Consider the following 21,135-nt stretch of genomic DNA (forward strand, 5'->3'; position numbering starts at 1 on the left):
GCTGCTTTTGCGGTCATGATTACTTGCACCATCTTGCGGTGATTGTCATGGATTTGCGTTTTTCTAGATTTTTTTTGACCAGATGACAAAACTGGCTGAAAGTTCTACACTAAACTGGATCATATTTGGCACTGCGTATAGAAGATGAAATATCAGATTCTAGATCAATTACAGCAATATAAAGCGCAATTGCTCGACTCGGTAGAACTGGGTTCGGGTATGCAGTTGGCCATGTGGCACAATAACCAAGACCGTGTCAGCGTCTGTAGCAATCACCACACTTTGAGTATGTATATTCAGGGCGGTTATGAAAGCTATCAAAAAACCCAGCAAGGCTGGCACAATGGCGGTGGCCCTGACCGTATGTGCCTGATGCCACAAGATTTCGAGTCCACTTGGGACTTACGTGATCCACTCACCTTTGTACATCTTTACTATACTGAACAGCACTTACAACGTGTGGCGGAACAAGTTTGGGATCGGGAACCGAGCCAAATCATTTTAAACCCACAAATTTTTGTGGCTGACCCACAAATTTCCATGATCTATCGGCATTTTTTACTCAATGGTGCATGGCAAGAACGTGAAAACCATTTGCAAATGAGTACGGCGACAACGCTATTACTCAACCATTTAATTAAAAATTATAGTCATGCGCAATGGCAAGCACCTGAAGTCAAAGGGGGGCTCTCGCCTTATGTACTTAAGCAGTTATTAGAATGGATTGATCAACATCTCCATTTGAGTCTGACCTTATCTGATCTGGCTCAGCAAGCGCAACTCAGTGAATATCATTTTGCGCATATGTTTAAACAATCGATGCAGATGCCACCGCATCAATATGTGATGCAACGCCGTCTTGAGCGTGCTCATCAAGCACTTGAACAGACCGCAGCGAATCTGACTGAGATCGCAGTGCAATATGGATTTAGCTCAAGCAGCCATTTTAGCCATCGCTTTAAGAAACAGTTTGGCTATAGCCCATCTCAACTGAGAAAAAACTAAAATCCAAAGCACATCTTTTGTTGCTGCAATTTAGATCGAAAAATCACTTTAGACCTTTAGCCAAATCTAAGCTAAAACTCCCACATTCATTCCTTTTTGTCATATAATTTAGCCCGCCAGCTAATCGCCCGCTCAAGAGAAATTTGATATGACAACGATCATCAAACAAGATGACTTGATTACATCAATCAAGGATGCCCTGCAGTTTATTTCTTACTATCACCCACAAGACTTCATCCAAGCGATGAGCCGTGCTTATGATCGTGAAGAAAACAAAGCTGCAAAAGATGCTATTGCCCAAATCCTTATCAACTCACGTATGTGTGCTGAAGGTCACCGACCAATCTGTCAGGATACAGGGATCGTTAACGTTTTCCTTGAAGTCGGCTTAGATGTTAAATTTGATTTAAGCATGAGCTTGGATGATGCAGTCAACGAAGGTGTACGCCAAGGTTACCTAGAGAACTCAAACGTACTGCGTGCTTCTGTTTTAGCAGATCCAGCTTTTGGTCGTAAAAATACCAAAGACAATACGCCTGCCGTGATTCACTACAAACTCGTTCCTGGTAATAAAGTTGATATTACCGTTGCAGCGAAGGGTGGTGGTTCAGAAAATAAATCTAAACTTGCGATGCTCAATCCATCTGATTCAATCGTGGATTGGGTACTTAAAACTGTTCCAACCATGGGTGCAGGTTGGTGTCCACCAGGTATGCTCGGTATTGGTATCGGTGGTACTGCTGAAAAAGCCATGATGCTTGCAAAAGAAGCACTTATGGAAGAAATCAACATGGACGAATTACTTCGTCGTGGCCCACAAAGCAAAATGGAAGAACTCCGTATCGAGATCTTCGAGAAAGTGAATGCGTTGGGTATTGGCGCACAAGGTCTTGGTGGTTTAACCACAGTTCTTGATATTAAAATCAAGGATTACCCATGTCATGCAGCAGGTAAGCCAGTGGGTATGATTCCGAACTGTGCTGCGACCCGTCACGCGCACTTCCAGTTAGATGGTACTGGTGTTGCACATATTCAAGCACCAAAACTTGAAGACTACCCTGCTGTAACGTGGGATTCTTCTCAATCGAAGCGTGTAAATCTGGATACCATTACTCAAGAAGAAATGAATGCTTGGAAGCCAGGCGATACATTATTATTGAATGGTACGATTTATACAGGTCGTGATGCTGCACATAAGCGCATGGTCGACATGTTAAATAATGGTGAAGAACTTCCAGTCGATCTAAAAGGTAAATTCATTTACTACGTGGGTCCAGTTGATCCAGTGGGTGATGAAGTGGTTGGTCCTGCAGGCCCAACAACTGCAACCCGTATGGATAAGTTCACTCGTCAAGTGTTAGAAGCAACTGGCTTATTCGGTATGATTGGTAAAGCGGATCGTGGTCCTGCTGCAATTGAAGCGATCAAAGACAATCAAGCAACTTATTTGATGGCTGTGGGTGGTGCTGCTTACCTCGTGTCTAAAGCAGTTCGTGAGGCTGAAGTGGTTGCTTTTGCAGACTTAGGTATGGAAGCAATCTACAAATTCGTGGTTGAAGATATGCCTGTCTCTGTTGCGGTTGATGTCAATGGTACTTCAATCCATGCCACTGCACCAAAAATCTGGCAAGCAAAAATCGGTAAGATTCCAGTGGTTGATGCAGCTGCGTCATAAATAATATTCATACAATTCAAATAGCCGAATCATCGTATTTGGCTATTTTTTTGCCTACTGCTTCTGCTAAATTATAAAAAAGACGAGAACAATAAGGCGGTCTATAGATGAATAAATACATGTTCAACCTAATGATTGGACTTTGCCTTCTCGGTAGCATACAAAGTGCTTTTGCAACTCCCGCCCAAAGTAAATCCGTCAAAGAACTGATCAAACTGAGCGAGCTCGAAAATGTTTTAAATACCTCACTCGATGAAATGCAGCCGACACTTGATCTTGAAGCTGAAAATATTTTATTACGAGTCTTAGGAAAAGAAGCACTCACCACAACACAAGAACATCTTGCTGTGTTGGAATTGAGCCAATTATTAAAAGAAACCAGTTCAAAAGTCTTTGCTCGCCCCGAGACTATTCGGGCAATAGAGAAGATTTATGCAGACACCCTGAGCGAAGAAGAAATACAAGCCTATTTGAAATTCTTAAAAACACCTGAAGGTAAATCGATCAATCAAAAAACATTGCAAATCAGTACCCATGTTTTTCAGTACATGAGTAATTTAAGCCAAAAAACCCTAAATGATCCAGAACAGAGCTCGCAATTAAAAGAGCAGTTCCTCACCATCATTAAACCTTTAATTCAAGATGAGTAACTGCTCAAGCAAACCTACCAAGTCAATGGATTCCAAAGCTTAAATGGCTTAACCAAATGCACTTCTGACTTTTCATCGTACTTTTCTGGTTTTAATTCTTGAGGTTTTGAACGAACCTTGCCCGATGCATCTTGAGCGACAAAGTTATAGCTGGAAGACTTTAACCGTGTGAATGCGATTTCCTGATGCGCCACCTTGTCAGGCGTAATCATAAATGGGCCTGTATGCTCGCTACGAGAAATCTTATTTTCCTCATCATATTTGATGAAATAGGTCTGTGCAGCATCCACTGTAAAGTCGAGATATTTCGGCTTTTGGAAATGTAATCCAGCCAATGGACGGCTTACACTCAAACGATAAGTTCCAGCAGGCAGTTCAACCCAGTAATAATGATTATGTAATAAACTCGGAATACGATGCCCATTGATAAATAAATTGGCCGCAGCAATTTCCTGACGGTTCCAACGTGTATCTGGACGATATAAATAGACCACCGCAGCTTGTTCATTTTGCGGTTTGATTGGTGCGTAATATTGGCCTAACTTTTGATTAACCCAACCACCAACAGAGAAGCCACCCACATGATATTGATCAAATAGACCTGGTTCTTTTTCAGTATCGACAGCTGGTAAGGTTGCAGTCAGTGCGGTTGGTTTTTCTTCAACTGTCTTATGACTTTGACAGCCAGCCAATACCCCAGCACAACATAATGACAATATTAAATAACGCATGACATCCCTCAAGGCGTTTTCTTGGATTTATTTTTAACAGCGCAAAACTATGCACATTTTTTCAATTTTTTAAGATTAACATCTCAACGCCTAATTGCAAATAAAAAAAGCATGAAAAGCCAAGCCTTTCATGCTTTTTTAGATGAATGAGAATTAGGCTGATTTAGAATCAATCACCTTCAAATCCTTCTTTTCAGTTGCTTCTGGCGTACCCACTTGTGGTAAACGCTCTGCTTTGAATGTTGGTTTAGCCGTACCATTAATGACAGCTTCATTCAAAATAACAGTACCCACATCCGTACGACTTGGTAAGTCATACATCGTTTCAAGTAATACGTTTTCCAGAATAGAACGTAAACCACGCGCGCCGGTATTACGTTCAAGTGCTTTCTTCGCCACGGCACGTAATGCAGACTCTTCAAAGACAAGATCTACATTTTCCATGGTGAATAGGTATTGATATTGGCGTGTTAATGCATTTTTAGGCTCTGTCAGAATCTGCATTAATGCTTCTTCATCCAGCTCTTCCAAAGTTGCAATCACTGGCAAACGACCGATAAATTCAGGAATCAAACCGAATTTAACTAGATCCGTTGCTTCAACTTGACGGAACAACTCAGAGACTTTTTTACTGTCATCTTTATTCTTCACATCTGCAGTGAAACCAATCCCACCTTTCTCTTGGCGCTGCTGTACGATTTTTTCCAGACCAGAGAATGCACCACCACAAATGAACAGAATATTGGCTGTATCAATCTGGATGAATTCTTGCTGCGGGTGCTTACGACCACCTTGTGGTGGAATAGAGGCAACCGTACCTTCAATCATTTTTAATAATGCTTGTTGTACGCCTTCACCAGATACATCACGGGTAATTGAAGGATTTTCAGATTTACGGGTAATCTTATCAATCTCATCAATATAGATAATGCCTTTTTGCGCTTTTTCTACATCATAATCAGCTTTTTGCAATAACTTCTGCACGATGTTTTCAACATCTTCACCCACATAACCAGCTTCGGTTAAAGTGGTTGCATCTGCCATCGCAAATGGAACATCAAGCAAACGCGCAAGTGTTTGTGCAAGTAATGTTTTACCTGAACCTGTCGGTCCGATCAGCAAAATATTACTTTTTGCGATTTCAATCTCTTGATGCCCATGCGTCGACTGGCCTACTTTTAAACGCTTATAGTGGTTATAGACCGCAACAGATAAGGTTTTCTTCGCAACATCTTGTCCAATCACATATTGGTCCAAGGCAGCACGTATTTCGTGTGGTTTTGGCAGGGCTTTAGTTGCCCAATCACCTGCTTCAACTTGTTGACTGGTTTGAACGAGATCTAAGCAGACATCTACACACTCATTACAAATATATGCGTCCTCACCAGCAATCAATTTTCCAACTTCAGATTGCGTCTTACCACAAAATGAACAATGTTTTTGTCCTTGAGGATGTTCGGACATATTTACTCCACAACTTAAATCTTAAACTTAGGTCCTAAAAAATCAGGGACGTTTGCTTAGCACTTCATCGACTAAACCATATTCTTTGGCTGCTTGTGCCGTCATGAAATTATCACGATCTGTATCACGTGCAACGGTCTCGTAATCTTGACCACTATGTTCAGCCATTAAGCGATTTAAACGCTCTTTAATGAACAGAATTTCACGTGCGTGAATTTCAATATCAGAAGCTTGACCACGGAAACCACCAAGTGGTTGGTGGATCATCACACGAGCATTTTCAAGACAGTAACGTTTGCCTTTTGCACCCGCATTCAATAAGAATGCACCCATTGATGCTGCTTGTCCCATACAGTAGGTCACAACATCTGGTTTGATAAACTGCATGGTATCGTAAATCGCCATACCAGCAGTTACTGAACCGCCTGGTGAATTGATATAAAGGTGAATATCTTTTTCTGGATTTTCTGCTTCAAGAAATAACATCTGCGCAACGATTAAGTTCGCCATGTTATCTTCAACTTCACCCGTTAAGAAAATAACACGCTCACGTAATAGACGTGAAAAAATATCGAATGAACGCTCACCGCGAGATGATTGTTCAACGACAACAGGAACTAAAGCATTTTCAATTGTTGGAACATACATACGTTTACTTATTCCTAAATTATTGTGACTCGATCTATGCCAACAATATGAGGGATAATCAACGAAATTGCAAAAGGTTCAATCTGAAATATTCGATTATTTAGACTAAAATCTGGCAATTTTTCGACAAATTAACACTTTGCTAACAGAGGGTTTGCAGACTTTACATCGATACTTTAAGCAAGGGAGATTTTCTGATGATGCACAGCATGGTTTATGGAATTTCACACCTATGCTTAAAGCTCTGCAAGCCAAAGTCTTACTGTTTTAAATCAGAATGAAATACAAAATTCTAAACCCTAAAGAAAAAGGCGCATTAAGCGCCTTTTTCTTGAATCAACTTTTTAAAAGATTAGCCACGGCGAGCTTGTTGTTCTTTCAATAAGTCTTCATAGCTGATCGCAACATCTTTCACTTTAGCTGCAGCTAAGATGTGATCAACAACTTGATCTTCTAACACAACAGCTTCGATTTGAGCACGTTGCTGTTGGTCATTTTTGAAGTATTCAACAACTTCTGTTGGATCTTCATAAGAAGAAGCCATGTCATCGATGTAAGCATTAACACGTGCTTGATCAACTTCAAGTTTAGCGTCAGCCAATACTTTGCTTACCAATACGCCAAGCTTAACTGATTTTTCAGCTTGTTCTTTGAACAATTCATCAGGAAGCATGCTGCTGTCAAATGCGCCTGCACCTTGAGCACCAAACTGTTGAGTGAATTGCTGGATCATTTGTTGACGTTGACGGTCAATTTCTTGAGCAACCATTGAAGCAGGAACTTCGATTTCGTTAGCAGCAACAAGCGCATCAAATGCAGCTTGTTTAACTTGGTTACGAAGACCGTTGCGAACTTCACGTTCCATATTCTTACGAACGTCAGCTTTTAACTTGTCTAAGCCTTCTTCTTCAGTTAAACCAAAGATTTTTAAGAATTCAGCATCGATTTCTGGAAGTTTTGCTTTTTCAACTTGCTTCACAGTGATTTTGAATTGAGCAGCTTTACCCGCCAAGTTTTCAGCTTGGTAATCTTCTGGGAAAGTCACATCAATAACTTTCTCTTCGCCAGCTTTCATACCAACGATACCGTCTTCAAAACCTGGGATCATACGACCTGAACCAAGTACAAGTTTAAAGTCTTCAGCAGCACCGCCTTCAAACTTCTCACCATCAACAGTACCTTCGAAGTCGAAAGTTACTTGCATGTCTTTCTTCGCCATACCTTTAGTTACAGCCCAAGTTTGACGTTGTTTTTGCAAGTTTTCGATCATGACATCAACGTCTTTGTCGTTGATTTCTGATGCTTTACGTTCAACTTCCAAGTCAGCAAAAGCTTTCACTTCTACTTCTGGATAAACTTCAACAGTCGCTTCAAAAACTAAAGCATCATCTTTGTTTTCAACTTTTTCAATGTTCGGCATACCGACCGCATTGATTTTTTCTTGTTGAATTGCTTCAAATACTGTGTCGCGAATGATGTCATTCACAACTTCTTGATAAATGCCCGCACCATATTCACGGCGAACAACGTTCAAAGGCACTTTACCTGGACGGAAGCCGTTGATCTTCACAGTTTTGGCAGTGCGTTGTAAGCGAGCTTCAAACTGCTCGTTAACACGGCTCGTCGGTACAGAAACATTTAAACGACGGGCAACGCCCGAAACCGCTTCAGTCGTTACTTGCATGGCTTCCTCGATATTAGTTAGTAATAACAATTTTTAAAGTGCCACATTATATGACAACTTTCTGGATATACAAAATCGGATGCTAAAAAAGCAAATATATTTCTTATTTTAACCAAAATCATAGTTTTCTTAAATGAATCTTAAAACAAACGTTATTTTTTGTTGTTAGTGATAAGTATTATCACTATACTTTGCATTCTTTTTGAACAATTGTTCTGTTTTTCTCGTCCAGCTTTGGAACTCTAGTTATGAGTAAATTTAATTTGAATCCCCTTTCATTTGCACTCCTTGGGGCAATGACCACATCCGCTTTCGCAGAAACGACGACAGCATCTGAAAATACCAACACACACCAACTTGCAACTATTGTGGTATCTGCCGCTGGATTTGAACAAGATATTAAAAATGCACCAGCAAGTATCACAGTCATTACTGCTCAAGATTTGAAAGATAAAAGAATTAATTCCATTGCAGATGCATTAATTGATGTAGAAGGCGTTGATATCAGCCCAACAGCAGGTAAAACAGGTGGTTTGAATATCCGTATTCGAGGAATGGATTCTGAATACACACTTGTATTAGTAGATGGTAGAAGACAAAACAGTACAGGCGACATTACGCCAAATGGTTTTGGTGAATCCAATAACAGTTTTATTCCCCCAATATCTGCAATTGAGCGAATCGAGGTAATTCGAGGGCCTGCTTCTACACTTTATGGTTCTGATGCTATGGGTGGCGTAGTCAATATTATTACTAAAAAAGTAACTGATGAATGGACAGGCTCAGTAACTTTAGAAGGCACAATTCTACCTAACTCATCTGATTTTGGTAATCAACGCTCTGTCGATGCATTTATTACGGGTCCACTTATAAAAAATCTACTAGGTTTACAATTAAGAGGCAGAAAGGCGGAGAGAGACCAATCCAATGTTGTTAGAAAGGATGATGAGTCAACTGATGAATCATTGAATATGGGAAATAACCCAACCAAATCCGATATTGAAACCATTGGTGCACGCTTAACTCTTACCCCGACAGATAACCATGATTTATCAGTGGAATACGAGCAAACACAGCAATGGTACGATAACAGCAAGGGACAACTGGGTACTTTAGGTGCCAATGGAGGCTATGCAGAGTCTCAAAAATATAATCGTGAAAAATATATTTTAGCGCATACATGGAGAAGCGATTTTGGTAATTTAGAATCCAGTATTAGTAATATTCAGACCGAAACTATTGGTCGTCTAATTCCTTCTCGCGCGCAAAACGGATCTAAAGCCATTACTCCAAGACTTCTAGAAAGTGAAGATACAACTTTTGATACCAAATTTACGACTGAACATTTCTCGGGTCATAAAATCACTCTAGGTGGCCAATGGTGGGAAGCTAATATCAAAGATGGTTTACGTGCCAATAAAGAAATCTCCTTTAAACAGCTAGGTCTTTTCGCTGAAGATACATGGTCAATCACAGATAGTCTGGCACTTACACTTGGTTTACGATACGACGACCATGATACCTTTGGAGACTTCTGGACTCCACGTGCTTATCTAGTCTGGAATGCGAATGACAACTGGACATTTAAAGGTGGATATAACGAGGGCTACAAAGCACCAAGACTTGAGCGTTTAACTGATGGTATCTATAACGTTGGTGGACAAGGCCGAACTCCTCTCTTTGGAAATCCAAATTTAAAACCTGAAAAAAGTAATAACTTCGAAATCGGAACATATTTTAGTAATGACTCTAATTTTGATGCCAATATGACGGCTTTTTATAGCCAAGTTAAAGACAAAATCGTAACTGGGGCAATTGAAAGAACTTGTGATGCTGCCAGTAGTGATGCTTTCGGAGGAAAAGTTGCCTGTGAAAACTTTATGGCAAGCGTTGGCACACCTTGGCTAATGGAAAATGGAGATACAGGTACTCGCTCATGGAACGTTACACGGCCAACCAATGCTGAAAAAGCTGAAATTTATGGAATAGAAACAGGATTTAACTGGGAGTTTGTACCTGATTGGAAATTTGGTATCAACTACACGTGGACAAACACAGAGATTAAAGATAAGAGCATTGGAAATCCACCACTTAACGATACGCCTGAACATATTGCAAATGCTTCACTTAAATGGCAGGCAGATGACAATATTCAACTTTGGGCTCGTGGTGAATACCGTAGTGAAAGGGCTCGCTACCTCAAAACTTATCAAAATATGAGCACTGCAGAAAAAAATGCTTACGATGCTTTAGGTGATTATAAAGAATATGCCTTATTACATGTAGGCTCTAATTTTAATATCACACCAAACTGGAACTTGGGCGTTGCGTTGTATAATGTTTTTGATAAGAATTTCAATGACTATGAGCGTGTTGGTACTAGCTATTATAACCGCTACAGCAATACCCAAGAAGGTCGTCGCGTTCAATTAAGTACAACTTTCTCTTTCTAAACACAATCTTTTCACTAGTCATTAGAAATCATCTAATGGCTAGTGAAACACTTATCCAAATTAAAAGTCAAACCTTAAAAAACAATCGTTTTTTTAGATTAAATAAAAAAATCAACAAATTAACAACATTATTGAACAATTAAGGATGAAAAATTATTTAAGTTTCCATTGTAATAATTAGAAACAATTGAAAAAAACAATCCAAAACAAATGAATATAGAAATGACAATGATTATCCTTTGCATAAATTTTTACACTGTTAGGCGTGCCCCATGTCTTTTATTAAATCACGGAAGAAACTCGTTTCTTCTGCAATTGCATCTTCACTCTCAGTAATTGCAGTACCAGCGATTGCACAAGATCAGGCAGTTCAGCTTCCAACAATTCATGCTCAAGCTGAAAAAGAACAAAGTCTAAAAGTAGATAAATCTGCAAATACTAAATTTGTTGCTCCTCTACTTGATACTCCAAAATCAGTTTCTGTGATTTCTAAACAACTGATTGAAGACACTCAGGTTACGACCTTAAGTGATGCATTACGTACTATTCCAGGTATTACACTCGGTGCAGGTGAAGGTGGTAACCCAAACGGTGACCGCCCATTTATTCGTGGTTATAACTCTGAAAGCTCAATGTATGTTGACGGTGTTCGTAGTTCAACATCTCAAAACCGCGAAATGTTTGCAGTTGAACAAGTAGAAGTAACCAAAGGTTCTGCGTCTGCCTTAGGTGGTGCAGGTACATCAGGCGGTAGCATCAACATGATTTCTAAAGTTGCTAAAAAAGGCGATGCTTTAGAAGGTTCGATTTCTGGTGGTACAGACAACTATGCCCGAATTACTTTAGACGGGAATAAAGATTTTGGTAATGGTGTTGCAGGCCGTGTTGTGGTCATGGGCCACCAAAATGAAAAAGCTGGGCAACATGAGGGTGCTGAATATAAGCGTGCAGGTATCGCACCAAGCATTAGCTTTGGTCTAGATACAGCGACACGTGGTACCTTAAGTTATTACTACTTAAAAACTAATGATGAACCAGATTCTGGTATTCCATATCAATATGATACGACCAAAAAAGCAACTGCTGGTAAACCTGTAGATGTTAAGCAAGGTATCTATTACGGTTGGAAAGATCGTGATTTCCAAAAACAAGAAAATCAGATCGGTACCATCAAGTTAGAACATGATTTAACCGAAAATTTAACCCTAAGTAATACAGCCGTCTATAGCAAATCTAAAAATGATTATTTATGGACTCAACCAGATGACAGCCAAGGCAATATTGTAAATGGTCAAGTTTGGCGCCGAGTCAATACCAATTTAACCAATACAGATACCTTTACAGATCAGTTGGCATTAACGGGTAAGTTCAATACAGGTTCACTTAAACATAGTTTCAATACGGGCGTTGAATATTCTAAGCAAGATTCAGATCGTGGAACCAATATTGTTACTGATCCAAACACTGCAAAAATTGGTGGTAGCGGTGCAAATAATGCTTGTTCGTTAAGCAGTTCCAATGGTTGGTGTACCGATCTAAACAACCCTCATGCAGGTGATGCATGGTTAGGTAATATCAAAGCAAATCCTAATGTCACAAATATCACCTCAAAAACGCAATCAGTGTATGTTCTAGACAATATCACCCTTACCCCACAATGGTTACTTGACCTCGGGGTACGTTGGGACAAATTTGAAACTGATATGAAGTACAACAAGGATTCAGGTTCAATCAAAGCTGGAACAAAGTACGATTCAAGTCATGATTTCTTCAATTATCAAGCTGGCCTTACATTCAAACCAGCTGAAAACGGTGCGATTTATATCAGCTATGCAACCTCTGCAAACCCTGTCGGTGTTGATGCGGGTGACGGTTCAGAAGGTATTAGCGTACCCGGCCGAAATACAACGGATGAACAGTCTCGTGCGATTAACAACCTAAAACCTGAAGAAGTTAAAACATATGAAATCGGCACTAAATGGAATTTATTGAATGATAAATTGAATTTAACTGCTGCTATTTTCCGTACTGAAAAAGAGAATACACGTGCCTTAGATACGGATGGTTTCACCAGAAACATTGGTGAAACACGTGTTGATGGTATTGAGCTTGGTGCGAATGGTTATATCACAGATAAATGGGCGGTATCGGCTGGTTATACCTATTTAGATAGTGAAATCGTAGATGCTGGCTTCGTTAAGGACAGCAGTGGTAAATATGTAGCAAGTCCAAATAATGGTAACCAAGTTCAAAACGTTGCGAAAAACTCAGCAACACTTTGGACAACCTATAAAGTTTTACCACAGCTGACTTTAGGCGCTGGTGCAGTAGCGATGGATAAAGTCTATGGTGATGCAGCGAATACCAAATGGGTTCCAGGCTATGTTCGTTACGATGCAATGGCTCGTTATAACGTTGATAAAAATGTTGACCTACAACTAAACATTAATAATTTATCGGATAAACGTTATTTCACGAAAGCCTATGCATCGCACTATGCAACTGAAGCGGAAGGACGCAGTGCAGTATTGTCTGTCAACTTCAAATACTAACCCTCAATAAAACCCATAGTTTAATTATGGATTTTATTGCAAAAATAGCCTCATAATGAGGCTATTTTTTATCATTCATTGTTTCCACAAAGGTAGCTATCGTGATCCACCATATTCCAAATGTATTAAGCAAAGAACAAGTTCAGTACTTTCGCGAAGAAATGGATAAAATCGAATGGACCAATGGAAAAGTTACGGCAGGCACTCTGTCTGCTACCGTGAAAAATAATCAGCAACTGCCTGAAGATCATCCTTTAACCCACCATCTCAGTAACATCATTTTAGAAGAACTGGGCAAACACCCCCTATTTCTCTCAGCCGCTTTACCACTGGATATTATCCCTCCGCTTTTCAATCGTTATGAAAATCAGGAATCTTTTGGATTCCATGTTGATAATTCAATCCGTCGAATTCGTGGCACGAAAGAACGCTTACGTACCGATTTATCTTGCACTTTGTTTTTATCAGAACCTGATGAATATGAAGGCGGTGAGTTGGTCATTGAAGATACTTACGGCTATCATGAAGCCAAATTACCTGCGGGCGATATGGTGCTCTACCCTTCATCTAGTCTGCATGAAGTGACTGCAATCAGCAGCGGGTGTCGAACGGCTTCATTCTTTTGGGTACAAAGCATGATCCGTAATGATGCTGAACGTAATATGTTATTTACACTGGATCAGACGATCCAAAATCTGCGTATGCAGCTTGGTGATACTCATCAAGAAGTGATTAAAATGACCAATCTTTATCACAACCTCATGCGAAAGTGGGCTGAGCTATAATTCGGATACTTTTCAAAGCTTAGAGATAAAAACAACTTTTTTATCTCTAATTGATAAAATTACGGGAAATTTTTCCCATTAAAATTTAAATAGTGCAAAAAACAGGGAAATATTTTCCATCCATTCCAATTAAAATGTTTTATAGACCTTTGCAGTCGTCTGTATTTTCGCCTAGACTGAATATCGTTAGATGGCTAATATAACTGCAAAATTAAATACCCAATATGAATGGTAGATGATGAAAACAAATCGCGGCTTTACCCACCCGTCTCATACAACACATCTCGCTGCACTTCTCCTGATGCTGCGCCTCGCGCGCGTATAAATTTTTCGCCTACATTTTTAGGCGCTCGATCCCCGAATTCGCTTTAAATTAATTCTTATAGACACCATATATATCTGTAGCACGTTGCCTTTTATTTGACTCAGCAACCATGCTACGACAAGGAGTTTTCTCATGATGTTGGCTGACCCAAGCAAAAAATACCGCCGTATGTATCAACGAGTGGATTTACCCGATCGTCAATGGCCGAATAATGAAATCAATCAAGCACCGATTTGGATGAGTACCGACCTTCGTGATGGGAACCAAGCGATTTTTGAACCGATGGATATGGATCAAAAATTAAAAATGTTCCACATGTTGGTTAAAATCGGCTTTAAGCACATCGAAATTGGCTTTCCATCAGCTTCTCAAATTGACTTCGATTTTACTCGTAAATTGATTGAAGAAAATTTGATTCCTGACGATGTGTATATCGAAGTGTTGGTGCAAGCACGTGATCATTTGATTGAACGCACCTTTGAAGCGTTGGTTAATGCAAAGCGTGCCATTGTGCATATCTATAATTCAAACTCTCCAACCTTCCGTCAGAAAGTCTTAAACGTCGATGCCAATGGTTCAAAGCAACTTGCCATTAACGCAGCAACAAAAGTCAAAGAATATGCGGCGCAATATCCTGCTACAGACTGGATTTTCCAGTACAGCCCAGAATGTTTCTCTGCAACTGAATTAGAAGTTGCCAAAGATGTCTGTGATGCTGTGACTGAAATTTGGGAAGCTTCACCAACCAATAAAGTCATCTTGAACTTACCTGCAACAGTTGAAGTGTCTACACCGAATGTCTATGCCGATCAAATCGAATGGATGCACCGTAACTTGGCGCGTCGTGATGGCGTGATTATCTCTGTTCACTGTCACAATGACCGTGGTTGTGGTATCGCAGCCTCTGAATTGGCGATTATGGCGGGTGCTGACCGTGTAGAAGGTTGTGTATTTGGTAATGGTGAACGTACTGGTAATGTGGACGTTGCTGCGATTGCCTTGAACATGTATACCCAAGGCGTTGCACCAAACTTAGACTTCTCAAATATCAATGAAATCATTGCAACAGTTGAAGAATGTACAGGTTTACCAGTGCATCCTCGTCATCCATATGCAGGTGATTTAGTCTTTACCGCGTTCTCTGGTTCACACCAAGATGCGATTAAAAAAGGCTTCGAATTCCAGAAAAACGAAGACATCTGGGATATGCCATATTTACCAATCGATCCAAAAGACTTGGGCCGTGACTACGATGCGGTGATTCGCGTCAACAGCCAATCAGGTAAAGGCGGTATCGCCTACTTGTTGGAATCGAATTATAACGTTGCTTTACCACGTCGTGTCCAAATCGAATTCAGTCAGATCGTACAGCAGCATACCGATGAAAATGGCACAGAAATCAGTGCACATGAAATCTGGACTTTATTCGAAAATACCTATGTCGATGTGAAGAACAGCCATTATCAAACCAAACATTATCAATTGTCGGATATCAATGGTACACAAATCATTGAATTAGACGTTGAAATTGACGGTGAAATTCAACGTCTCCGCGGAGAAGGAAATGGCCCGATCTCAGCTATGTTGAATGCCTTACAGTTACCAATTGATGTGGTGAACTATGAAGAGCGCAGTATCAGTTCAGGTGCCAATGCCAAAGCACTTGCCTTGATTGAGCTTCAAGTGAAAGGCACAGGTAAGAGCGCATTTGGTGCGGGTGTACATGACAACATCGTGACTTCATCAATCGAAGCCATTATTGCATGTACCAATCGTTTAATTGAACAAGGTGTATTAACCACCGATCAAGTGGCTGCTGCAGCCGTTTAGATAGGTGAAATATCACATAATCGTCAGTAAAGCTGAGTTGTAATATCAGAAAAAATGACTTTTGAAAGGATACCTGAATTGGTATCCTTTTATTATTAATGATTTATTATAGGGCGAATCATTCCAGTGTCTTTTCCATCGGATTCAGTGGGTTTAGTCACACCACAAAAGTTTCAATTTGAACAACCCTTAGAACTTGAATGTGGCCGCGTATTGCCACGTTTCGATTTAATGGTTGAAACCTATGGAACCCTCAATGCAGATCAATCCAATGCCATTCTGATTTGCCATGCGCTGTCAGGACATCACCATGCTGCAGGCTATCATCATGAAGATGATAAGAAGGCAGGCTGGTGGGACAGCTGTATTGGCCCTGGAAAAGCGATTGATACCAATCACTTCTTTGTTGTTTCCTTAAATAATATCGGTGGATGCAGTGGTTCAACTGGCCCGACTTCACCCAATCCTGAAAATGAAAATCGCCCTTACGGTCCTGACTTCCCATTAGTCACAGTGCGTGACTGGGTCAAAACTCAAGCAATGCTGTCTGACCGTTTAGGCGTTAAAGTTTGGTATTCTGTGATTGGCGGCTCTCTGGGCGGCATGCAAGCTCTACAATGGTCTTTGGATTATCCAGACCGATTACAAAAATGCGCCATCATCGCTAGTGCACCCAAATTATCAGCCCAAAATATTGCCTTTAACGAAGTTGCACGCCAATCGATTCTATCTGATCCTGATTTCCATCATGGACGTTATCTAGAAAATGACAGTTATCCAAAACGTGGTTTGATTTTGGCGCGTATGGTGGGTCATATCACCTACTTGTCAGAAGAAGCCATGAAACAGAAATTTGGTCGCGATTTAAAATCGGGCAAATTTATGTATGGTTTTGATGTCGAATTCCAAGTGGAAAGCTATTTGCGTTACCAAGGCGAACAATTTAGCCGCAATTTCGATGCAAATACTTACTTGATTATGACCAAGGCCTTGGATTATTTTGACCCTTCGCGTGAATATGAACATTCTTTGACGAAGGCAATGAGTCAACCGAAGTGCCAATTTTTGGTGATTTCATTTACTACAGACTGGCGCTTTAGTCCAAGCCGTTCTCAAGAACTGGTGGATGCTTTGATTGATAATCATAAGCCTGTCAGCTACTTAGATATTGATGCTGAACAAGGTCATGACTCGTTCTTATTTCCTATTCCACTGTATGTAAAAACGCTACGCGCATTTTTAGGTGGAGAACAACAGTTGCAATCGACATCGCAGGAGCAGCACTAATGCGTATAGATCAACGACTCGCCGAAAAATGGATTAACCCGAACTCTAGCGTGCTAGACTTAGGCTGTGGTGATGGTGAATTGCTAGCTCATATGAGCAAACAGCACAATATTCGTGCCTATGGTCTAGAAATTGATCAAGAAAAGATTGCAATTGCCATCAGTCGGGGGTTAAATATTATCCAACAGGACTTAAACCTTGGTTTAAGTCGTTTTGCCGACCAGTCTTTTGACTCTGTGGTCATGGCACAAGCTTTGCAAGCTGTAGATGCACCCGATGTATTACTTCGTGATATGGTGCGTGTCGGCAAACAGGCCATTATTACTTTTCCAAACTTTGCGCATTGGAAGACACGTTCTTTTCTTGCCTTGAAAGGGAAAATGCCTGTTTCGGAAGCTTTACCCTATATGTGGTATAACACCCCGAATATTCATTTATGTACTTTCCGTGACTTTGAAGCCTTATGTGCTGAGAATCGGATTAAAATTATTAATCGACTTGCCGTTAATGGTGACCAACAAGGTAGTATGCTCAGTAAGCATATGCCGAACCTATTTGGTGAAGTCGCAATTTATCGAGTGAGCGCTCTATGAAAAAGACATTAATCAGCACATTTTTATTTGGTCTGATCAGTATACAAGCGCATGCTGACTATGTTGCTCAACCACAATCGGTTGCAACACAGGCAGCACGTTATTCAGTGATGGGTATCAATGAATTGCAAAGCGCGGCAAAATCTGGTCAAGCTGGGGCACAGTTTTACTTAGCAACCCGTTACCAGTTTGGTAAAGATGTTGCTAAAGATGAAAAACAAGCATTTTCTTTATTCAAAGCAGCAGCAGATCAAGGTTTATCTGCAGCACAATTGAATGTTGGTCGTATGTATGCCGATGGTATTGGTGTAAAGAAAGACGATGCTTTAGCGCGTAAATATTTCGAGAAAGCAGCAAGCAATGGTGACAACCGTGCCAGCTTCAATCTTGCGATGATGGAAGAGCAGAAGAAAAACTTTGTTGGTGCTTATCAGTGGTATGAGCTTTCAACCCGTGATGGTATGTTGGATACCAAAGTGATCAGTCTTTCTGAAGGTAAGAAAACAGCATTGGCTGCAAACTTAACTCAAGATCAGATTCGTACTGCACGTGACCGTGCTGATAAATGGATTCAAGCACAATAATCTTGTTTAGATCTATTGAGTGATATAAAAACCGACTTGTGAGAGTCGGTTTTTTATTGCTTTTATTCTAAATTGATTTAAATATAGTCCAATTTTCACTTTTACAAGAAGAACTTAAACTGTTATTTATATTACATTCTTCATTTTTTAGCGCTCATGTCTCAGATATTTGCTGAACTCACTCAAGATCAGCCACATCGTCCGATCTTGGAATATGCACTTCCGTATGTTGATTCGACCCTTCCTCGTGTTGCTATTGATTGTGGATGTGGTGCAGGTAATGAAGCCGCCTTCTTACTCAAGCATGATTATCTGGTTTACGCTTTTGACCCTTCTGAAGCAGCACAACAAGTGTGTCAGCATCGATTTAAAAATCATCCTAAATTCTTTTTCTCAAATCATATCTTTGAAGACTATTCATATCCGTCAGCCAGTATTATCGTTGCCCTATTCAGTCTGTTCTTTTGTGCCCCTAGCCAAATTGATCATGTACTCGCAAAGATGAAACATGCCTTGCCTCAAGGCGGCATTTTACTAATACAACTTTTAGGTCAAGATGACCCTTGGTTATTAAAACAGTCTCAGACCATGCAAGGATTTAATCGCCAGCAAATTGAACAACTGTTCATTGAAGATTATGAAATTTTATTGAATCAAGAAACTAGAACAGAACATCCAAATGCTTACGGAAAAATGAAATTCTGGAATTTCCATACACTGATCTTGAAAAAAATTTAGCATGAAATTTTCTTTTACAGTTACGCCCTATTCAGATGGAATTTATACAGGTCTTAACATGCAAATCATTCCTTATGATTTGCAACGAAATCCAAATTGTGATCATTCAATTGTCATTGATGAAATCGCATTTTCTTTAGTCGAGCACTTATTTTTAGGGAGTGATAACCCTTGTTCACATTGGGGAAATACGTATCTTGATGCAGAAGAAATAGCACAAATTATTGCAAAACTTAATACCTATAAAATTTACTTAGAAGCTAAAAAATATTTACGCTATAACGATAATGTTCATCTTTTATTTAAACAAGAAACTAAACTTTTTAAGAAAAAATATCCGAGATACAAAACAGATGTGATCAAAATGTTGGATGATCTTATACGCTTCTTAACCAATCGATTAGAACAAGATGTTGATGGTTTCACTATTATTGGCGTTTAATCATAAAGACATACAACCGACTTAGACCACCAAATCGAGTACAATTCATTTTATTTAAAATATTGAGATTTTCAGCATGTCTACTCAACCATGGCTCAACCAAGGCAGTCTTGTCCTTGCAAGTAATAACAAAGGTAAAGTAGTCGAATTTGAACATCTGTTTCAACAACTTGATCTTCCTGTCGAGATTATTCCTCAAGGCAAACTCGATATTGAAGATGCGATAGAAGATGGTCTCAGCTTTGTTGAAAATGCCATTATCAAAGCACGTCATGCGTCTAAGCTTTCAGGTAAACCAGCACTTGCAGATGACTCGGGACTGTGTGTTCCTATTTTAGGCGGTGCACCTGGCATCTACTCGGCACGCTATGCAGGTGAACACGGTAATGATGCAGCCAATAACCAAAAATTACTGGCTGATCTTGCACCTTTGCGTAAAGACGGTGAAGCCATTGAAGGGATGTTTGTCTGCGTATTGGCGCTGGTCACACATGCAGAAGATCCACTGCCACAAATTTTCCAAGGCATCTGGAAAGGTGAGATTTTAGAAGCAGCACGTGGTGAAAATGGTTTTGGATATGACCCACTATTTTGGTTGCCTGAACTCAATGTTTCGAGTGCTGAACTGAGCAAAGCTGAGAAAAATAAGATCAGCCATCGCGGTCAAGCCATGCAGCTGTTTAAAGCCAGCTTGGTTTAAAACACAAAAATGCCCTCCTAGATGAGGGCATTTTTTATATGCAGCAATAGACCATAGACCACAATCACCAGACAGCTCACCATGGTTCCCGCAGCAATATAGCGAGCTGATATACCTGTACCTTGATAATGCGTTTCCAAAGCAACGATATTGGCAGCAGGCGGCAAACAAAATAAGAAAAACAGCAAAGGGAGTAATAATTCAATCTGCGGAATCGCAATAAAATAATAGGTCAATGTACAGATCACAACACCACACAAGAGCTTGAACATTAAAGTGCGAGTACTCAGCCACAAATCAGCCATATGTACACGGGTATGTCTCAGCCACATTCCCAAAATACACATGCCCGCAAAGCTCATCCCAAATTTGGCAATATCATACAGTCCTTCTACAACCCCATTACCCTGCAAATGATGAGCCCCCAATAACCATAGAATTAAGGCTGCAAACAAGGCCAAGACCGGTGGTGACTTAAGAACTTTATGCAGTGTTGCAACGTAATTAGTCGGCCCTTCTGAAACGGCAGCAACTGCCCAAATATTGCCAAACAGTGAACCCCCGATATATAGCGCGATCATAGCTCCACTGACCTGCTCTCCAAATAAGGCGATGGCAAATGGAAAACCTAACCAACCAATATTGCTATAACTCACACAGAGTGCTTGTAAGCGATCCTTTGAAAAGTAGAAAAAACCATAAAATAGAAGAATCGATGTAATGAAACTAAATCCCATCAGTGCAAAGCTACCTGCCTGATAAAACACCATGTTGTAGATGATCACCACAGGAATAAATAAGCGTGCCAATAATGAAGATAAGATTTTCTTCGCCTGTTCCGCGACTTTGAATTGAGCAAGCAACAATCCGAAAATAAAGGCACTGATGGGGAGAATAAAGGTCATGTCGATCTGTTTTTATCATGTCTTGATATGCTGCATATGCTAGCACTATTTACCATTGGGTAAATGCGTTGTCTTAAAACTGCA

At 40.2% G+C, this 21,135-nt stretch carries 18 protein-coding genes; 13 read left to right on the forward strand and 5 right to left on the reverse strand.

What is annotated here, in order from left to right; genetic code table 11:
• Nucleotides 1-144 precede the first annotated feature (144 nt).
• The 3 genes from WA352_RS00110 to WA352_RS00120 all read left to right on the forward strand — a co-directional run bounded on the left by WA352_RS00110 (nt 145) and on the right by WA352_RS00120 (nt 3,330).
• Entirely contained in the window at nt 145-1,005 is an 861-nt protein-coding gene (locus WA352_RS00110; protein WP_033134118.1) for an AraC family transcriptional regulator, read from the forward strand.
• Between the two features lie 148 nt (nt 1,006-1,153).
• Nucleotides 1,154-2,680, forward strand: a complete 1,527-nt coding sequence (locus WA352_RS00115; RefSeq protein ID WP_033134119.1) for a fumarate hydratase — start codon at nt 1,154-1,156, stop codon at nt 2,678-2,680.
• 107 nt (nt 2,681-2,787) lie between these two features.
• A complete protein-coding gene (locus WA352_RS00120) occupies nt 2,788-3,330 on the forward strand; it encodes a DUF2059 domain-containing protein (protein WP_033134120.1) in 543 nt (180 codons plus the stop codon).
• A gap of 14 nt (nt 3,331-3,344) precedes the next feature.
• On the opposite strand, the gene WA352_RS00125 is transcribed toward WA352_RS00120, so the two are convergent.
• From WA352_RS00125 to tig, 4 genes are all read right to left on the reverse strand, one after another.
• Entirely contained in the window at nt 3,345-4,061 is a 717-nt protein-coding gene (locus WA352_RS00125; RefSeq protein WP_033134121.1) for a DUF2846 domain-containing protein, read from the reverse strand.
• Between the two features lie 153 nt (nt 4,062-4,214).
• Nucleotides 4,215-5,525 carry an ATP-dependent Clp protease ATP-binding subunit ClpX gene (gene clpX, locus WA352_RS00130; RefSeq protein WP_004804224.1) on the reverse strand — a complete coding sequence of 437 codons (1,311 nt, stop codon included), beginning with the start codon at nt 5,523-5,525 and terminating at the stop codon, nt 4,215-4,217.
• A gap of 42 nt (nt 5,526-5,567) precedes the next feature.
• Nucleotides 5,568-6,173 carry an ATP-dependent Clp endopeptidase proteolytic subunit ClpP gene (gene clpP / locus WA352_RS00135; protein WP_004775790.1) on the reverse strand — a complete coding sequence of 202 codons (606 nt, stop codon included), beginning with the start codon at nt 6,171-6,173 and terminating at the stop codon, nt 5,568-5,570.
• A gap of 352 nt (nt 6,174-6,525) precedes the next feature.
• Complete coding sequence (gene tig, locus WA352_RS00140) at nt 6,526-7,857, reverse strand: trigger factor (protein ID WP_005318089.1); 1,332 nt, start codon at nt 7,855-7,857, stop codon at nt 6,526-6,528.
• Between the two features lie 248 nt (nt 7,858-8,105).
• Between tig and WA352_RS00145 the strand changes: the two genes are divergently transcribed.
• The 10 genes from WA352_RS00145 (at nt 8,106) to rdgB (ending at nt 20,146) form a co-directional block, all read left to right on the forward strand.
• Nucleotides 8,106-10,310 carry a TonB-dependent receptor domain-containing protein gene (locus tag WA352_RS00145; protein ID WP_033134122.1) on the forward strand — a complete coding sequence of 735 codons (2,205 nt, stop codon included), beginning with the start codon at nt 8,106-8,108 and terminating at the stop codon, nt 10,308-10,310.
• 272 nt (nt 10,311-10,582) lie between these two features.
• Nucleotides 10,583-12,862 (forward strand): TonB-dependent receptor, encoded by a 2,280-nt coding sequence (locus WA352_RS00150; RefSeq protein WP_033134123.1) that lies wholly within the window; start codon nt 10,583-10,585, stop codon nt 12,860-12,862.
• Between the two features lie 101 nt (nt 12,863-12,963).
• Nucleotides 12,964-13,647 (forward strand): Fe2+-dependent dioxygenase, encoded by a 684-nt coding sequence (locus WA352_RS00155; RefSeq protein WP_033134124.1) that lies wholly within the window; start codon nt 12,964-12,966, stop codon nt 13,645-13,647.
• Between the two features lie 457 nt (nt 13,648-14,104).
• Nucleotides 14,105-15,802: a 2-isopropylmalate synthase gene (leuA, locus tag WA352_RS00160; RefSeq protein ID WP_033134125.1), complete on the forward strand. Its 1,698-nt coding sequence runs from the start codon at nt 14,105-14,107 to the stop codon at nt 15,800-15,802.
• A 126-nt stretch (nt 15,803-15,928) separates the two neighbouring features.
• Nucleotides 15,929-17,089, forward strand: a complete 1,161-nt coding sequence (gene metX, locus WA352_RS00165) for a homoserine O-succinyltransferase MetX (protein WP_004804212.1) — start codon at nt 15,929-15,931, stop codon at nt 17,087-17,089.
• On the forward strand, nt 17,089-17,682 hold the full coding sequence (gene metW / locus WA352_RS00170) for a methionine biosynthesis protein MetW (protein WP_016651551.1): 594 nt from the start codon (nt 17,089-17,091) through the stop codon (nt 17,680-17,682). The genes metX and metW overlap by 1 nt, the downstream gene beginning before the upstream one ends.
• Entirely contained in the window at nt 17,679-18,266 is a 588-nt protein-coding gene (locus WA352_RS00175) for a tetratricopeptide repeat protein (RefSeq protein ID WP_004804208.1), read from the forward strand. Before metW ends, WA352_RS00175 begins: the two co-directional genes overlap by 4 nt.
• A gap of 156 nt (nt 18,267-18,422) precedes the next feature.
• Nucleotides 18,423-19,004 (forward strand): class I SAM-dependent methyltransferase, encoded by a 582-nt coding sequence (locus WA352_RS00180; protein ID WP_033134126.1) that lies wholly within the window; start codon nt 18,423-18,425, stop codon nt 19,002-19,004.
• A gap of 1 nt (nt 19,005) precedes the next feature.
• Entirely contained in the window at nt 19,006-19,446 is a 441-nt protein-coding gene (locus WA352_RS00185) for a hypothetical protein (RefSeq protein WP_033134127.1), read from the forward strand.
• Between the two features lie 76 nt (nt 19,447-19,522).
• Nucleotides 19,523-20,146, forward strand: a complete 624-nt coding sequence (gene rdgB / locus WA352_RS00190) for an RdgB/HAM1 family non-canonical purine NTP pyrophosphatase (RefSeq protein WP_033134128.1) — start codon at nt 19,523-19,525, stop codon at nt 20,144-20,146.
• Between the two features lie 17 nt (nt 20,147-20,163).
• Here rdgB and WA352_RS00195 read toward each other — a convergent pair whose 3' ends face one another.
• Nucleotides 20,164-21,051, reverse strand: coding sequence for a permease (locus tag WA352_RS00195; RefSeq protein WP_033134129.1), 888 nt, complete (start codon nt 21,049-21,051; stop codon nt 20,164-20,166).
• Between the last annotated feature and the right edge of the window lie 84 nt (nt 21,052-21,135).

The organism is Acinetobacter sp. 102, from assembly GCF_037028485.1.
GTDB classification, from domain to species: domain Bacteria; phylum Pseudomonadota; class Gammaproteobacteria; order Pseudomonadales; family Moraxellaceae; genus Acinetobacter; species Acinetobacter higginsii.

What these genes read in the sequence shown, in the direction of transcription:
- WA352_RS00110 (WP_033134118.1), top strand. Translation starts at nt 145, where the DNA reads ATGAAATATCAGATTCTAGATCAATTACAGCAATATAAAGCGCAATTG.
- WA352_RS00115 (WP_033134119.1), top strand. Translation starts at nt 1,154, where the DNA reads ATGACAACGATCATCAAACAAGATGACTTGATTACATCAATCAAGGAT.
- WA352_RS00120 (WP_033134120.1), top strand. Translation starts at nt 2,788, where the DNA reads ATGAATAAATACATGTTCAACCTAATGATTGGACTTTGCCTTCTCGGT.
- WA352_RS00125 (WP_033134121.1), bottom strand. Translation starts at nt 4,061, where the DNA reads ATGCGTTATTTAATATTGTCATTATGTTGTGCTGGGGTATTGGCTGGC.
- clpX (WP_004804224.1), bottom strand. Translation starts at nt 5,525, where the DNA reads ATGTCCGAACATCCTCAAGGACAAAAACATTGTTCATTTTGTGGTAAG.
- clpP (WP_004775790.1), bottom strand. Translation starts at nt 6,173, where the DNA reads ATGTATGTTCCAACAATTGAAAATGCTTTAGTTCCTGTTGTCGTTGAA.
- tig (WP_005318089.1), bottom strand. Translation starts at nt 7,857, where the DNA reads ATGCAAGTAACGACTGAAGCGGTTTCGGGCGTTGCCCGTCGTTTAAAT.
- WA352_RS00145 (WP_033134122.1), top strand. Translation starts at nt 8,106, where the DNA reads ATGAGTAAATTTAATTTGAATCCCCTTTCATTTGCACTCCTTGGGGCA.
- WA352_RS00150 (WP_033134123.1), top strand. Translation starts at nt 10,583, where the DNA reads ATGTCTTTTATTAAATCACGGAAGAAACTCGTTTCTTCTGCAATTGCA.
- leuA (WP_033134125.1), top strand. Translation starts at nt 14,105, where the DNA reads ATGATGTTGGCTGACCCAAGCAAAAAATACCGCCGTATGTATCAACGA.
- metW (WP_016651551.1), top strand. Translation starts at nt 17,089, where the DNA reads ATGCGTATAGATCAACGACTCGCCGAAAAATGGATTAACCCGAACTCT.
- WA352_RS00175 (WP_004804208.1), top strand. Translation starts at nt 17,679, where the DNA reads ATGAAAAAGACATTAATCAGCACATTTTTATTTGGTCTGATCAGTATA.
- WA352_RS00180 (WP_033134126.1), top strand. Translation starts at nt 18,423, where the DNA reads ATGTCTCAGATATTTGCTGAACTCACTCAAGATCAGCCACATCGTCCG.
- WA352_RS00185 (WP_033134127.1), top strand. Translation starts at nt 19,006, where the DNA reads ATGAAATTTTCTTTTACAGTTACGCCCTATTCAGATGGAATTTATACA.
- rdgB (WP_033134128.1), top strand. Translation starts at nt 19,523, where the DNA reads ATGTCTACTCAACCATGGCTCAACCAAGGCAGTCTTGTCCTTGCAAGT.
- WA352_RS00195 (WP_033134129.1), bottom strand. Translation starts at nt 21,051, where the DNA reads ATGACCTTTATTCTCCCCATCAGTGCCTTTATTTTCGGATTGTTGCTT.